Consider the following 15551-nt stretch of genomic DNA (forward strand, 5'->3'; position numbering starts at 1 on the left):
GGGGTCACCTCGCAGCATCGGGGGGTGAATTTCATATACGATAAGCGATACGATGCTGCCGGGCAATGATCGCGGCCAGGTGGTCTTCCGGTCAGTTCGCCAGCCGGAACAGGAGGGTCCTCGGGTCCACGTCGACGGGTACCACCGTGCCCGTTTCGTAGCGGCCGACGTCTTCGGTGAGGATGCGCGCACTGAACGGAGTCACCCCCGGGCCGGTGACGACGAGGTCGACGTCGTCCGCCGGTGTGCTCACTTCGCCGACCCAGATTCGTTTGCTGGAAACGACTTCGGCGTTCGCGCGAACCCCGGACCGATCGAGCCCGCGGTGCGCCTCGCGGGCCTTGGCGTTCTGCCGGAGGTGCGAGCCGACGGTGCCCAGCCCGCCGAGGGTGAACACGGCGCCCATGGCGACGACGACCAGGCGGTCGTCGTCGCCAGAAGCGAAGCGGGTGCTGATCCAGAGCAGGCCCGGGCCGATCAGGACCAGGACGGTCATGAAGAAGCCCAAGAGGCATCCGATGACGGTGAAGGCAGGGAGTTCCGGTGCCTCCCTGCCCTCGCGGTCCGTCTGCACGGGCGTGAGGTTACTGGCCGGTTTCCCTCGCTGGTCCGGTAAAAATGCCCGCTTGCCCGCGGTTGTGCCGGGCGATCGCGCCGAAGGAAAGTTTCCGCTCGAACCGGTACGGTGAATTCTCGTCCTCTTGTCGTGCGCGCAGGGTTTTCACCAGGCTGTACGACGCCATGTCGAGATCGAACTCCGGCCGGGCCGGACGATGCGGCAGGTTCGGCGCGATGAACGTGTAGACGTGGGCTCCCCGCACTCCCGCCGCCTCGAACACCCGCAGCAGGCGGGCGAGATGATCGGCCTGTTCGCGTTCGTCCCGCACATGACCCGGTTTGATCCTGGGCGGGACCTGTCCGTAGTCGACGATGTCCCAGCCCATCCCGCCGGCCCGCGCGGCTCCGGTATAGGTGCACGACCCGAACTCCAGTACCACCACCGGTTTGTTCCACTTCCGGTACTGGGCGAGGTCCTTTGTGTACTCGGCATCGGTGACGAAGTACGGGTAGTAGTCGATTCCGACGATGTCGAAGAGGTTCCAGTCGACCGGCTCCAGTCCGCCGATCGCGGCGTAGGTGATCCGGCCGCGGAAGTTCCGGCGTGCGACGTCTGCCGCCCGCGCGAGGAAATCGGCCAGCCGGTCCATGATCTTCGGCCATTCCTCCGGCGGGATGGTGGCCATGTTCGCGAGCCGCTCCTGGAACGTCGCGCCCGGCACGATGCCCGGGGTGAAGAGGAAGTGCTCGCATCCGGCGACGAACTTGACGTCGTCACCGTGGCGAAGGCGCTCGGCCAGCCGGGCGGACTCGGCCAGATGGTCGAGAACCTGGTCCTGGGGGTGGTCGTAGAGGCGGGGCTGGACGTACACCTCCATTCCCCGTCGCAGGGCGGCGGACGTCGTCTCGGCGAGCCTGCCGATCTCGGTGCCGAACGCGGTGATCGACGGGCAGCGCAGCTCGTCGGCGATCACCCGGATCTCGCGCTCCAGCTGTCCTCGGCTCCAGCGCGCCCGGCTCAGCGGATCGCCCGCGGCGTGCAGGACGCCGGTGTCGTAGGCGACCCCGCCTCGCAGCCGTCGAGGCCTGCCCGCCGCCTCGGCCGTGCCCCCGCCGAAACTCGTGACCGCCACCGCTCCCGCGACGGATTTCAAGAACGTCTTGCGACTGATCATGACTGTCCCCTCGCTAGTTGCTCAACTAGGCTACTGTTCATGCAACCAGAAAATGAGCCGGGCGACCAGGGGCGGCGCTCGTTCATCGAGGACGCGCGGCGCGCGCAGATCGTCTCGGCGACCATCGAGACCATCGCCGAGATCGGCTACGCGAAGGCGTCGTTCGTGCAGATCGCGCGGCGGGCGGGGATCAGCCCGGGGCTGATCACGTATCACTTCGTCAAACGCGAAGAGCTGATGAAGCAGGTCATGTTGACCGTGCACACGTCGATCGACCAGGCACTCAGCACGCGGGCGGAGGGCGCCGAGAGCTACACCGCCGCGCTGCGCGCACTGATCGAGGGGTTCGTGTTGTATTCCGCCGAGCGGCCGAAGGAGATCATCGCGATCGGCCAGATCGCTTCGGCGTCAAGAGATGCCGAGGCGGCGCGGAGTTGGTTCGAAGAGCAGAACGCGAAGACGCTGGCCGAACTGGAGGAGATGTTCCGGGAAGGGCAGCAGGTGGGGGAACTGCGGCTGTTCTCGCCGCGGGTCATGGCCGTGTCGGTGATCGCCGCGATGGAGGCCGCCCCCGCCGAACTGATGACCCGGCCGGACACCGAGGTGGCGGCCTACGCGCGCGAGCTGGCCGACCTGTTCGAGCACGCCATGAGCCGTCCGGCCAGCGAGGCGACCAGTTCGTAGGAGCGACGGCGGTCGGCGTGGTGATACAGCGGCGTGGTCACCATGAGTTCGCCGGATCTCGTCTCGTCGAGGATCCGTTGCAGTTTCGGGACGAGCGTTTCCGGGCCGCCGGTGAGCACGGCGCCGGAGCGTTTCGCGATCTCGGCGCGATCGTCGGCGGTGTAGGGGAAAGCCGCCGCGTCCTCGGGGCTGGGCAGCCGGATGCGGGTGCCGCGGATCCGGCTGAGCACCTTCAGCCGGGTCGAACCCGCGAGCCACTCGGCGCGTTCGTCGTCCTCGGCCGCGATGACGGAGACACTGACCAGGTCGGCATCGACCGGCGCGTCCGGTGCCAGGTGGTGGGCGAAGGCGTACTGGAGCCCGTGTTTCGCCGCAAGTGCGGCGCTCTCGGGGGAGCGGCCGAGCAGCCAGAGCGCCGGGACGTTGCCGCCGAGGACGGGGATCGCCTTCACCTCGGCGTCCTCGGGCGGATCCAGGTAGTACCGGAGTTCGGCCAGCTGATCGCCGAAGTCCTTCGTCCTTTGTGGACGGACGGCGGCGGACGCGGCCTTCGAACCACCCGGCGCGCGGCCGATCCCGAGGTCGATACGGCCGGGATGCAGGGCGGCCAGCGTCCCGAACTGTTCCGCGATCACCAGCGGCGGGTGATTCGGCAGCAGGACCGCGCCCGCGCCGATCCTCAGGCGCCGCGTGGCGTTCGCGAGATGGGAAATGAGGACCGCGGGCGCGGAGCTGGCGACGCCGCGCATGCCGTGGTGCTCGGGAACCCAGTAGCGGTGATAGCCGAGGTCTTCGGCGAGCCGTGCGAGGTCGACCGTGTTGAGCAGGGCTTCGCGGGGCGTGGAGCCTTCGACGATGGGGGAGGTGTCCAGGACCGAAAGCACCGCGGAAGCCATTCCGTCGCCTCCAGTCTCCTGACACCGGCCCGGTCATCCCACTCGCGATTTGCCCGCTCGAAGTCCGTGAAGGCCCCCTTGAGGGACCCAGAGTCTCTCAAGGAGGCCTTCACGGACCGGCACTGGGATCACGAAGCGCTCAGCTGAGCGCGGCGGGGAGGGTTTCGAAGCCGCGCAGGATCCGGGTCTCCCGCCGTCGCGCCCCGTCGAGCAGCCGCAGACCGGGGAAGCGCTCGAAGATCGACCGCAGCCCGATCTCCCCTTCCATCCGCGCCAGCGAAGCGCCGAGACAGTAGTGCCGCCCCGCGCCGAAGGACACGTGATCCCGCGCGTTCGCCCGCTCGACGTCGAAGGTGGCGGGGTCGTCGAAGATCTCCGGGTCCCGGTTGGCGCCCGCGAGCACGGTGGTGACGATCGCGCCGCGCTCGATGCGGGCGCCGCCGATTTCGGTGTCCCGCGCGGACAGCCTGCCGGTGAGCAGAACCGGCGGGTCGTAGCGGAGGATCTCGTCGACGGCGTTGCTCCACAGGTCCGGATTCGCCCGCAGTTTCGCGAGTTCGCCCGGATGCCGGGTGAGCAGGGCGATGCCGTTGCCGAGGAGGTTGACGGTCGTTTCGAAGCCGGCCGCCAGGACCAGGCCGGCGGTGGCCTTGAGTTCCCGCTCGGTCAAGCCCACCCCGTCCTCGCGCGCGGCGATCAGCTTGCTGAGCAGGTTGTCGCCGGGGTTCTCCCGCAGTTTCTCCAGATGCAGGGTGAGCCACGAGTCGAACTCGGCCAGCGTCGCCTCCACCGTGCGGAAGGTCCGCCACGGCAGGCCGAGGTCGAGGCTCGGGGCCGCGGCGCCGCCCAGCGCGAGCACCTTGTCCCGTTCCTCGGGCGGGACGCCGAGGATCTGGCTGATCACGGTGACCGGCAAGAGCCCGCAGTAGTGCTCGATGAGTTCGACGGGGTTCGCCGGGTCGAGGCCGTCGAGCAGTTCGTCGGTGATCGCCTGGGTGCGTTCGCGCAGCTGCTCGACGGCACGGGCGGTGAAGACGCGGGTGACCAGTTTCCGGTAACGCGTGTGGTCGGGCGGTTCGCTGGCGAGCAGCGAAGGCGGCTCGATCGGATGGATCAGACCGGACGACGACCACGCGATCAGCCGGTTGAGCAGCGGGTGGTCCGGGACGAACCGCACGGTCTTGAACGCGTCGCTGCTCAGCACCTCCCTGCACGCCGAATGCCGGGTGCTGACATGGCCGACCCGGGTCGTGGCGATGGCGCCGTGGGCGCGGATCTCGTCGAACAGCCCGCTCAGCTCCGCTCCGCCGCTCGCCTCGACGGACAGCCTGCCCTGGAGGTCTCCCCGGCGTGCCGCGGCCCGCAGGGCGACCCGGGGGATGGCGTGGCCGATGCTCCAGCGGGTGACCGGTTTGGCGATCGCCACCGCCTTGAGCCGGAGGGTCCGTGCGGGAGCGGTCTTGAGAGCGAACATCAGGACTCCGTCCGTGCGGGTTCCCCGTCGAAGGTATCGGAACGACGTGTCAGTAGCCAGCGGCCCCGATTTCTGCGGACCCGCTGTCCGCTCGGTAGTGTTCTGCACTTCGAGCGGGCCGGGGAGTGCTGGTGGGCGACTACGGGTTCGACATCGCGCTGGTCGCGGTGCTGGTGGTGCTCAACGCGGTGTTCGCGGGCAGCGAGATGGCGCTGATCTCGTTGCGGGAGGGGCAGTTGCGGGCGTTGGAGCGCGACGGTCGCGCGGCCGCCCGCACGCTGGTACGGCTGGCGCGCGACCCGAACCGGTTCCTGGCGACGATCCAGATCGGCATCACGCTCGCCGGCTTCCTCGCTTCGGCGACGGCGGCGGTGTCGCTCGCGCAACCGCTGGTGCCGCTGCTGGACTTCCTCGGTGACGCGGCCGGGGCGGTGGCCGTCGCGCTGGTGACGATGGTCCTCACCTTCCTGACCCTGGTACTCGGGGAACTGGCGCCGAAACGGCTCGCCATGCAGAACGCGCTGCGGTGGGCGCTGCTGGTGGCGCGTCCGCTGAATCTGCTGTCGGCGATCTCGCGGCCCGTGGTGTGGGCGCTGAGCGTGTCGACGAACTTCGTCGTGCGGATGCTGGGCGGCCGGGCGGAAGCCGATCCGGATCAGATGTCACCCGAGGAACTGAGGGAACTGGTCTCGGCGCAACGCGGCCTGAACGCCGAGCAGCGCATGATCATCAACGGCGCCTTGGAGATCCACGAGCGACGGCTGCGGGAGGTGCTCGTCCCTCGCCGGGCGGTGCTGACGCTCGCGGCGGAGCAGGGCATCGAGTCGGCGCGGCGGCAGCTGGCCGAATCCGGTCATTCCCGGGCGCCGGTCGCCCGCGGCGGCCATCTGGACGACGTCGTCGGGGTCGTGCAGCTGCGTGATCTGCTCGGTGACCACGAAGACCTGGCCGAGGCCGTCCGGCCGGCGGTCGTGTTCCCCGATTCGCTGCGGGTGTCGGACGCCCTGCGGAGTTTCAAGGCCGAGCGGGAGCAGATGGCGCTCGTCGTCGACGAACACGGCGCCGTCGCGGGCATGGTCACGCTGGAGGACCTGCTGGAGGAGATCGTCGGCGAGATCTACGACGAGACCGATCGCGACGTGCTGGCCGTCCGCGACGGTACGGACGGTTCGCTGGTCCTGCCCGGCACCTTCCCGGTGCACGACCTCGTCGACGTCGGCGTCGAACTGCGCGACGCCCCGCCGGGGGAGTACGCGACGATCGCGGGACTGATCCTCGTGGTCCTCGGCCGGATCCCGGAAAAGCCGGGCGACCGGGTGACGGTGTCCGGTTGGACCGCCGAGGTGCTCGGCGTGGAGCATCACGCGATCACGCGGGTGGCGCTGCACCGTGGGGCGAACACGGAGCGGTGAGTTGCGCCGGACGCGCCGGGTTGGCAGCGTGCCCGGTGTCCCGCCACGAAGAAAGGTGTTCCGATGCCGCAAGACCAGCCGGATTTGAAACCTCGTTCACGCGACGTGACCGACGGCCTGGAGCGTGCGGCGGCCCGCGGCATGCTCCGCGCGGTCGGGATGGGCGACGACGACTTCGCCAAACCGCAGATCGGGGTGGCGTCCTCGTGGAACGAGATCACGCCGTGCAACCTGTCGCTCGACCGGCTGGCCAAGGCGGTCAAGAACGGCGTGCACGCGGGCGGCGGCTACCCGCTGGAGTTCGGCACGATCTCGGTGTCCGACGGTATTTCCATGGGCCACGAGGGAATGCACTTCTCGCTGGTGTCCCGTGAGGTGATCGCCGACTCGGTCGAGACGGTGATGATGGCCGAGCGGCTGGACGGCTCCGTGCTGCTGGCGGGCTGCGACAAATCCCTGCCGGGCATGCTGATGGCGGCGGCGCGGCTCGACCTCGCTTCCGTTTTCCTTTACGCGGGCTCGATCATGCCCGGTCAGGTGGACGGCCGGGACGTCACGATCATCGACGCGTTCGAGGCCGTCGGCGCTTGCCTGGCGGGGAAGATCAGCCGCGCCGAAGTGGACAGGATCGAACGCGCGATCTGTCCCGGCGAAGGCGCCTGCGGCGGCATGTACACCGCCAACACGATGGCGTCGGTCGCCGAGGCGCTCGGCATGTCGCTGCCAGGGTCGGCCGCTCCGCCCGCCGTCGACAGGCGCCGTGACGGGTTCGCCCACCGGTCGGGGGAGGCCGTCGTCGGGATGCTGCGCCAGGGCATCACCGCGCGCCAGATCATGACCATGGAAGCGTTCGAGAACGCGATCGCCGTCGTGATGGCGCTGGGCGGTTCGACCAACGCCGTCCTCCACCTGCTCGCGATCGCGCGCGAGGCGGACGTCGACCTGCGTATCGACGACTTCAACCGGATCGGGGACAAGGTCCCGCACCTCGGCGACCTCAAGCCGTTCGGGAAGTACGTGATGAACGACGTCGACAAGGTCGGCGGCATCCCCGTGGTGATGAAGGCACTGCTCGACGCCGGGCTCATGCACGGCGACGTGCTCACCGTGACCGGCAAGACCATGGCCGAAAACCTCGAAGGCATCGCCCCCGCGGGGGTCGACGGCGAGATCATCCGCCCGCTCGACCGCCCCATCCACAAGACCGGCGGGCTGACCATCCTCAAGGGATCGCTGGCCCCCGAAGGCGCGGTCGTGAAGTCGGCGGGCTTCGACGAATCGACGTTCACCGGCACCGCGCGGGTGTTCGACGGCGAACGAGCCGCTCTCGACGCGCTCGCGGAAGGCCGGATCGTCGCCGGGGACGTCGTCGTCATCCGGTACGAAGGCCCCAAGGGCGGGCCGGGGATGCGGGAGATGCTCGCCATCACCGGCGCGATCAAGGGCGCCGGGCTCGGGAAGGACGTCCTGCTCATCACCGACGGCCGGTTCAGCGGCGGCACGACCGGGCTGTGCGTCGGCCACATCGCCCCGGAAGCCGTCGACGCCGGGCCGATCGCGTTCGTGCGGGACGGCGACCCGATCACCCTCGACGTCGCGAACCGGACACTCGAAGTCGAGATCGACGACATCGAGGCACGCAAGGAGGGCTGGACCCCCAAGCCGCCGGCGTACACGCGCGGAGTTCTCGGCAAGTACGCCAAGGTCGTCCGCAGCGCCGCGCACGGCGCCGTTTGCGAGTAGCTCTTCCCGGTGCGCGGGCGGCGGACTCGCGTGTCTGGATGGACGACTCGCGTGATTGGGCGGACGACTCGCGTGATTGGGCGGACGACACGTGTGATTGGGCGGACGACACGCGGCGGAAGGCGGCCGCGCGTGTGTCGTCCATCCAGTCACGTGTGTCGTCCGTTGGATCACACGTGTCGTCCACTCAGTCACGCGAACCCGCCGGCCGAGAAGCCACAACGACAGCGCGTGAAGGCCCCCTTCCCTCGGCTCAGCCGAGGGCTTGGGTTCTAGTGGTGGTTGCAACACCTGATTTGTTCAGGGGTTGCGATGTTCGAAGTCCGGGAGGACCGGTCGCCTCAGGGCCCGACGAAGTTGCTCGCCGAGCGCCGGACTTATCTTGATCTTGTGGCGCAAGGGATGGGCACTGCGCAGGCGTGCCGGGTCGTGGGGATCAACCGCCGGACCGGGCACCGGTGGCGGCATGGTCGTGTGAGTCAGGCGGGGCGGAACACCGGTCGGTGTTCCGCCCCGCCGTCGCGTGCAGAGCCTGAAGTTCCCGTGCCTGATCGGCCGTCAGGAACCGGTCTGCCGGTGCCGGTCACCCGGTTCCTCTCGCCCGAGGAGCGGTTGCTGATCGCGGATCTCGCGCGGGCCGGGCACGGCCCTCGGGAGATCGGCCGACGGCTGGGTCGTCCGGCGTCGACGGTCAGCCGGGAACTGGGCCGCAACACCGATCCCGCCAGCGGCGAGTATCTTCCCCACACCGCCCACGCCCGTGCCATGGCCCGCCGGCCGCGCCCCAAACCGGGCAAGATCGCGACCACACCCGAGCTGCGGGACCTCATCCAGGGCATGCTGGATGACCGGTGCAGCCCGGAGCAGGCCAGCAACCGGCTGCGCCGTGATCACCCCGACCGGCCGGAGCTGCACGTGGTCCACGAAACCATCTACCAAGCCTTGTATGTCCAAGGCCGCGGCGAGCTGCGCCGCGAACTCAAAGCCGCGCTGCGCACCGGCCGCACCCAGCGCAAACCCCGCGGCAGCGGCGAGCAACGCCAGCCCCGGTTCACCGCACCCATGGTGATGATCAGCGACCGCCCGGCCGAAGCCGACGACCGCGCCGTCCCCGGCCACTGGGAAGGCGACCTCATCATCAGCGAGAACGGCGCCTCCGCGATCGGCACCCTCGTCGAACGCGCCACCCGCTACGTCATGCTCCTGCACCTGGGCCGATCCCGCACCGCCGAACACGTCCGCGACGCCCTCATCACCACCATCCAGACCCTGCCCGAACACCTGCGTCGTCCCCTGACCTGGGACCAAGGCGCCGAAATGGCCCGGCACCACGAATTCAGCATCGCCACCGCCATGCCCGTCTACTTCTGCGACCCCCACGCACCCTGGCAACGCGGCTCCAACGAGAACACCAACGGCCTGCTCCGCGAATACTTCCCCAAAAGCACCGACCTGTCGGTCCACACCCCCGAACACCTCACCGCCGTCGCCGCCCAACTCAACCGCCGCCCACGCAAAACGCTCGACTGGGACACCCCAGCCGAGCGCCTCACTACACTCCTCACCAAAACCAGTTGATCACCTGTGTTGCAACGACCCCTCGAATCCACCGGGAAGGGGGCCTTCACGCGCTTCACGAACGGGTGATGCGTAGGCCGGGGAGGCCCGAGTACGTAATTCACCCGATGTGCCCGCTACTCCGGAGTAGCAGACTCGGCGGCCCGACGATTCCCGCTGCTCCGGAGGTCGACGATGACCCTGACCGCGTCCCACGCCCCCGCCCGTACCGCCGCCCTCGTGATCGCCCGCGTGGTCGTCGACGGGATCCGGCACGCACTGCCCGAGCACGCGCCGCTGTTCGACGCGCGGGCCACGGAGTTCGTCGCCTCGGTACTGGAACACGACGGGATGAACGTGGGCATAGCCGCCGGTTCGGACGCCTTCCGGCAGGTCGGCGTCGCCGAGTATGCGGCGGGCAAGAACCTGGAGCGGCTCTCCCGCGCCTACCACTCGGCCGGCCGGTGTGCCCTGCCCGCGCTGGCCTCGCTGTCGCGGCAGCCCGGGGCCGGGTCGGCCCTGATGGACACCGGGGTGGAGGCGCTGCTCCGCTGCGCGGACGTCCTGATCCGGCTGTCCACCGCCGCCTATCGCGCGGCGCACACACCTTCGATCGCCGAAGTGCGGCAAGACCTGCTGAAGGAGATCTTGAGCGGCCGCCCGCCGTCGAAATGGGCGGGGCTCGCGGCGGAAGCGGGCTGGGTGCCGCCCGCCAGGGTCGTGGCCGTCGCCGCGGAGCCCGGCGCGGTCCGCGCCTCGTTCGGCCCGGCGGTGCTGGCCGACCTCACCGGCGAATACCCGTACCTGCTCGTGCCGGACGACGTCGAGATCGGCCGCGTACTGGCGGGGACGCGGGCCGCCGTCGGGCCGGCGGTGGCGCCCGCCGAGGCCGCGGTGTCCCTGCGGTGGGCGCGCCGGACCCTGGAGCTGGTCCGGCGTGAGGTGATCGAGGACGGCCCGCTCGTGCACTGGTCGGACCACCTGACCACGCACTGGCTGTTCGCCGACGAGGTGCTGACCACCGCGCTCGTCACGCGCAGCCTGGCCCCGATCGACGGCCTGCCCGTGAACGAGCGCGCCAAACTCGCCGAAACCCTCGACGCCATGCTCTCCGCCCGCGGCGGGGCACCCGAGATCGCGGACAACCTCGGCGTCCACCCGCAGACCGTTCGCAACCGCCTGCGCCGTCTCCGTGCCCTGTTCGGCGCCCGGCTCGACGACCCGCAGGCGCGGCTGGACCTGAGGATCGCCTTGCGCGCGGAGCTGCTCACGCCCGAACCGGGAGGGCAGGCGACTCCGATGAGGGTGGCGTGAAACGTCAGGCGGATTCCGCGGTCCGGGTCACCCACGTGGCGACCTGGACGCGGTTGGAGTAGCCGAGTTTGGTGAGGATGTGGTCGATATGGGTGTCCACCGTCCGCCGGGCGATGCCGAGCCGGTCGGCGATCTCCTGGTTGGTCAGCCCTTCGGCGATGACGTGCGCGATCTCGGTCTCGCGTTTCGTGAGCACCTGCGCGGCCTGCTTCCGCGGTTCGGGCGCCCGTTCTTCGAGGGCGTACGCGATGGCGTCGGCGATGGGCATCGCGGCGCCGTCGGCGAACTCCTTGATCGCGACCTCCCAGCCCAGCGCGGACGTCACGGCCTCGGTGTCGGCCTGCAACGGCTCGGTGAACGCCTCGTACCGCGTCGGCCACGCGCCCACCGTGCGCCAGACGTCCATCGAGGCACCCTGCAGGATCGCGGCCCGGTTGGGCCGTCCGGTGCGGGCGGCGCAGCCCGCCAGCACAGTGAGCGTGAACCCGACGACGACGCGGTCGTCCACGCGGGCGTGCAGGCGGAGAACCTGTTCGCAGCAGCGGCTCGCCACCGCGAAATCACCTTGCAGGTACTCGGCGGCGGCGCGCGACCACAGTGCCCAGCCCCGCCAGAAGACCTCGCCCTGCCGCTCACAGCGTTCGACGGCTTCCGCGAGCACCGCCCGGCCGCGGTCGATGTCGCCGTTCAGCCAGATGGCCAGCCCGTGGTTGTAACTGGCCCAGAGGTCCCCGCCTTCGTCGCCGTGGGCGCGGAACAGCTCGATGGCCGTGCCGAACAGGCGTGCCGCCTCGGCCATGTCGTTGCCGATCAGCGCGGCGTAGGCGCGGACGTGGAGCACGTACGCGGCGGCGAGTTCGTCGCCGCTGGACTCGGCTTCGGTGGCCGCCCGCTCCAGCATGCACCGGTGAGCGGTCAGGTCTCCTTGCACCAGGGCCAGGAAACCGGACAGCCACAGCCCGTGCGCCCGCTCCGGGACCCCGGGTGCCGCGGCCTCGTCGAGACGGCGGACCCACATCCGGCCTTCGGTGTTCAGCCCGCGGACGATCCAGAACTCCTTGACGTCGCGCAGCATCCGGAGCCCGATGATCGCGTCTTCGGGATCGCCGGTGCAGTGGTCGAGGGCGACACGAAGGTTCGCGTGTTCGCGCCGCAGCCGTCCGATCCAGCCGAGCTGATCGGTCTCCAGCCATTCGGTGGCGTACCGGCCGGCGAGTTCGGCGAACCAGTCACGGTGCCGTTTCCGGAACTCCGCCGTCCCGCCCGTCTCGCTGAGCCTGTCGACGCCGTACTCGCGCACCGATTCCAGCATGCGGTACCGCACGCCGCCGGGGTACTCCTCGCGCAACAGGATGGACTTGTCGAGCAGCCCGTCGACGACTTCGAGGACCAGTTCGCGCGGCAGTCCACCGCCGGAACAGACCTGTTCGGCGGCGTCGAGGTCGAAGCTGCCGGAGAACACCGACGCCCGCGCCCACAGCTGCCGTTCGGGCCCGGTGCACAGGTCGTGGCTCCAGTCGATCAGGGCCCGCATGGTCTCGTGCCGTTCCGGCCGTCCTCGCCGGTCCCTCGTGAGCACGGAGAACTGCCGGTCGAGGCGGTCGGCCAGCTGGCGCAGGGACAACGCCCGCGCGCGGACGGCCGCCAGCTCGATGGCCAGCGGCAGGCCGTCCAGCCTGCGGCACAGCCGGATCAGCGGTTCGGTGTCGGACTCGGTGAGCCGGAACGACGGCTCGACCGCGGTCGCGCGGTCCACGAACAGCCGCACGGACTCGTCGTTCATCACGCGTTCGAAGGAGTCGCCCTGGTCAGGGATCGCCAGGGGCGGCACCGGCAGCACGCGTTCGCCCGCCACCCCGAGCGACTGCCTGCTCGTGGCCAGCACGGTCACCTGGGGGCAGGCCCTGACGACGGTGTCGGCGAACCAGGCGCAGCTGTCGACCAGATGCTCGCAGTTGTCAAGCACGAGCAGCAACCGGCTCGCCTGAAGCGCCTCGACGACCACCTCGATGGCCGGTTTCGCCGAGCGGTCGCCGAAGCCGAGGACGTTCGCCACGGTCGGCACGAGCAGTGCCGGTTCCCGCAGTTCGGCCAGCGACACGAACGCGACCTCGTCGGCGGTGGCCTCGCGGTGGGCCGTGGCGACGCGCCACGCCAGCCGCGTCTTGCCCACGCCGCCCGGTCCGGTCAGCGTGACCAGCGACGCCGCGTCCAGCAGGCGGCGCGCCTCACCGGTCTCGGCGTCGCGGCCCACGTAGCTGGTCACTTCGGTGGGATCGGCGGACCACCCCGCGAGTGAGCCAACTCCGTCCGCCATGCATTCTCCCGCCATCGACCAGACCCGTGAGTTCCGTCCGATGTAGACGGAAATCGCCCGGCTGCGGATACTAGCGGACCGGCGTCCTCCTAGCGGGACGCTCGCTTCCCGCGATCATGCGCCCAGCCCGCCAGTACCGTGCCCGCGGCCACGAGCAGCAGGAACACGAGCAACCTGCCGCCCCAGTCACCGGGTACCCAGTCGAACGCGCCCCACAACTGGGTCGCGGAATGATCGAAAAGGCTGCGGATGGCGGCCTGCGCGAAGACGGCGACGGCCACCATCCCGACGATCTGCAGCCCCAGATAGCCGCCCTTGGTCATGCTTCCTACCTCCTGGTCCTCGGTCGGGTCCCAGCTTCGCCCGCGTGAACCGGGGAGCACATCGGCAGCGCGTCGCGCGTGGCCTCCGACCAAAGTCGAGCCCCGGATCGTCCTGTGTCCGGCTGCGCCGCCGTGAGCGGGTCGACCATGATGGGCCGGTGATCACCGACGCCGGCGCGCGGCCGCCCCTCCGGCTGTGGGGAGAGGCCTGGCGCCTGCTCGCCGCGGCCGGACTTGGCGTGCTGCTCTGGCTCGTCACGGCGTCGCAGCTGCCGGTGGGCGCGGCGGGGCCGAGGGTCGACTGGCTGATCACCGGCGATCCGCTGATCGCGCTCGCCTGCCTGGTCGCGCTGCTGTGGCGCCGTCGCTTCCCGGTCGTGATCACGACCGCGGTCGCGCTCGCCTCGATGGCTTCGGTGCTGGCCGCCGGCGCGGCGTTGCTGTCGCTCTGTTCGCTCGCCACCCGCCGGCGGCCCGCCGAAACGGCGGTCGTGGCGGCGTTGTCGGTGCTCACCGCGGTGCTGACCGCCGGCCTCTACCCGCAGCGCGAGGCGCCGGGGCCGTTGTGGCTGGTGATCAGCCTTCCCACCTTGCTGGTGGGCATCGTGGTGGCGGTCGGCGCCGCGATCGGGGCGCGCCGGGAAGAGGTGCGCTCCCTGCGGCAACAGGTCGAAAGCGCGGAACGGGAGCAGGCCGCGCGGGCGGCCGAGGCACGGATCATGGAACGGCACCGGATCGCCCGCGAGATGCACGACGTCCTCGCGCACCGGGTCTCCCTGGTCGCGATGCAGGCGGGAGTGCTGGGGCACCGTCCGGATCTGCCCGCCGACCAGGTCGCGGAGCTGGCCCGCGGGATCGCCGATGGCTCCCACCAGGCGCTGGAGGAGCTGCGGGACGTCCTCGGCGTGCTCCGGGCGAGCCCGGAGGAGCTGGAGCCACCGCAGCCTTCGCTCGCGGACCTGCCGGCGCTGGTCGCGGACGCGCGCGCACTGGGGCTGGACGTCACTTCGACGGCCACGATCTCGGGCGAGCCACCCGACGCGATCGCGAGAACCGTCTACCGGGTCGTCCAGGAAGGCCTGACGAACGCGGGCAAACACGCGCCGGGTGCGAGAGTGGCCGTCACCGTCGAAGGGGAAGCCGGGGACGGCGTGCGGGCGACGATCCGGGATTCCGGCGCGGCGCGGGCGGTCACGGAGCCGCCCGCCTCGGGTTTCGGGCTGCTCGGCCTCTCCGAGCGGGTCGGGCTGGCAGGCGGCGAACTGGACCACCACACGGAACCAGGTGGCGGATTCGTCCTCACCGCGCGGTTGCCGTGGCCGGTCCGCGAAGGGAGCGAGTGAATGGGCAGCGAGCGGGTGCGGGTCGTGCTCGTCGACGACGAGCATCTGGTGCGGATGGCGCTGCGGCTCATCGTCGACGGCGAACCCGACCTCGTCGTGGTCGGCGAGGCCGCCGACGGTGACGCGGCGGTGACCGTGGTGGGGGAGCAGCGGCCCGACGTCGTCCTGATGGACGTCCGGATGCCCGGGCGCGACGGCCTCAGTGCGAGCGAAGAGATCCTCCAGCTCCCGGAACCGCCCCGGATCCTGGTGCTCACGACGTTCGACTCCGACGAGATGGTGCTGGGCGCCCTGCGCGTCGGCGCGCTCGGATTCCTCCTCAAGGACACGCCGCCTCCCCGGATCCTCGCGGCGATCCGGACGGTCGCGACCGGCGAACCCGCGCTCTCGCCCGCCGCGACGTCCCGGCTGATCGCCGCGGCCACCGGGCCCCACTCGTCCGACGCGCGCCGGGCGTCCAGGGACACCGCCCGCGGGCTGCTGGCCACCCTCACCGACCGCGAACGCGAGACCGCGAACGCCATCGCCGAGGGCCTGTCCAACACCGATGTCGCGCGGAGACTGGACATCACCGTCGCGACGGTGAAGGCGCACACGAGCAGCATGCTCGCCAAACTCGGTGCCGGGAACCGGGTGCAGATCGCCTTGCTCGTGCGCGACGCCGATGGCTGAAACTTTTTTCCGGCACCGTGTCGAATCTGTCGTATCCCGGTCGACGCAGTGTCGAAAGCAGTTCGGAACGACCAAGGAGAAAC

Annotated in this window: 13 protein-coding genes; 7 read left to right on the forward strand and 6 right to left on the reverse strand. The window is 70.3% G+C overall.

The features are described from left to right. Positions 1-91 precede the first annotated feature (91 nt). Entirely contained in the window at positions 92-574 is a 483-nt protein-coding gene (locus ACLJQ7_RS23475; protein WP_410650324.1) for a hypothetical protein, read from the reverse strand. Between the two features lie 10 nt (positions 575-584). Further along, the gene (locus ACLJQ7_RS23480) at positions 585-1733 is read right to left on the reverse strand and encodes an abortive phage infection protein (RefSeq protein ID WP_410650325.1); all 1149 of its coding nucleotides are present in this window, start codon (positions 1731-1733) and stop codon (positions 585-587) included. 39 nt (positions 1734-1772) lie between these two features. Between ACLJQ7_RS23480 and ACLJQ7_RS23485 the strand changes: the two genes are divergently transcribed. Beyond that, complete coding sequence (locus ACLJQ7_RS23485; RefSeq protein ID WP_410650326.1) at positions 1773-2417, forward strand: TetR/AcrR family transcriptional regulator; 645 nt, start codon at positions 1773-1775, stop codon at positions 2415-2417. Here ACLJQ7_RS23485 and ACLJQ7_RS23490 read toward each other — a convergent pair. Beyond that, on the reverse strand, positions 2345-3313 hold the full coding sequence (locus ACLJQ7_RS23490) for an LLM class flavin-dependent oxidoreductase (protein ID WP_410650327.1): 969 nt from the start codon (positions 3311-3313) through the stop codon (positions 2345-2347). The two genes, ACLJQ7_RS23485 and ACLJQ7_RS23490, sit on opposite strands and share 73 nt — an antisense overlap. A gap of 139 nt (positions 3314-3452) precedes the next feature. Beyond that, positions 3453-4787 (reverse strand): cytochrome P450, encoded by a 1335-nt coding sequence (locus tag ACLJQ7_RS23495; RefSeq protein WP_410650328.1) that lies wholly within the window; start codon positions 4785-4787, stop codon positions 3453-3455. A gap of 131 nt (positions 4788-4918) precedes the next feature. Here ACLJQ7_RS23495 and ACLJQ7_RS23500 point away from each other — a divergent pair, with 131 nt between their 5' ends. From ACLJQ7_RS23500 to ACLJQ7_RS23515, 4 genes are all read left to right on the forward strand, one after another. Then, on the forward strand, positions 4919-6199 hold the full coding sequence (locus ACLJQ7_RS23500) for a hemolysin family protein (RefSeq protein ID WP_410650329.1): 1281 nt from the start codon (positions 4919-4921) through the stop codon (positions 6197-6199). 63 nt (positions 6200-6262) lie between these two features. Next, on the forward strand, positions 6263-7942 hold the full coding sequence (gene ilvD / locus ACLJQ7_RS23505; protein ID WP_410650330.1) for a dihydroxy-acid dehydratase: 1680 nt from the start codon (positions 6263-6265) through the stop codon (positions 7940-7942). Positions 7943-8254: 312 nt separating this feature from the next. Then, positions 8255-9520, forward strand: a complete 1266-nt coding sequence (locus ACLJQ7_RS23510) for an IS30 family transposase (RefSeq protein ID WP_410650331.1) — start codon at positions 8255-8257, stop codon at positions 9518-9520. 174 nt (positions 9521-9694) lie between these two features. Beyond that, positions 9695-10813, forward strand: a complete 1119-nt coding sequence (locus ACLJQ7_RS23515) for a helix-turn-helix domain-containing protein (RefSeq protein WP_410650332.1) — start codon at positions 9695-9697, stop codon at positions 10811-10813. Between the two features lie 4 nt (positions 10814-10817). Here ACLJQ7_RS23515 and ACLJQ7_RS23520 read toward each other — a convergent pair whose 3' ends face one another. Together ACLJQ7_RS23520 and ACLJQ7_RS23525 are read right to left on the reverse strand one after the other, a co-directional pair. Then, positions 10818-13130 (reverse strand): ATP-binding protein, encoded by a 2313-nt coding sequence (locus tag ACLJQ7_RS23520; RefSeq protein WP_410650333.1) that lies wholly within the window; start codon positions 13128-13130, stop codon positions 10818-10820. 89 nt (positions 13131-13219) lie between these two features. Further along, positions 13220-13453, reverse strand: coding sequence for a hypothetical protein (locus ACLJQ7_RS23525; protein ID WP_410650334.1), 234 nt, complete (start codon positions 13451-13453; stop codon positions 13220-13222). Positions 13454-13611: 158 nt separating this feature from the next. On the opposite strand from ACLJQ7_RS23525, the gene ACLJQ7_RS23530 reads away from it, so the two are divergent. Further along, complete coding sequence (locus tag ACLJQ7_RS23530) at positions 13612-14796, forward strand: sensor histidine kinase (RefSeq protein WP_410650335.1); 1185 nt, start codon at positions 13612-13614, stop codon at positions 14794-14796. Then, complete coding sequence (locus ACLJQ7_RS23535) at positions 14797-15468, forward strand: response regulator (protein WP_410650336.1); 672 nt, start codon at positions 14797-14799, stop codon at positions 15466-15468. Positions 15469-15551: the final 83 nt, after the last annotated feature.

Source organism: Amycolatopsis sp. cmx-4-54, from assembly GCF_046548895.1.
Lineage (GTDB): Bacteria > Actinomycetota > Actinomycetes > Mycobacteriales > Pseudonocardiaceae > Amycolatopsis.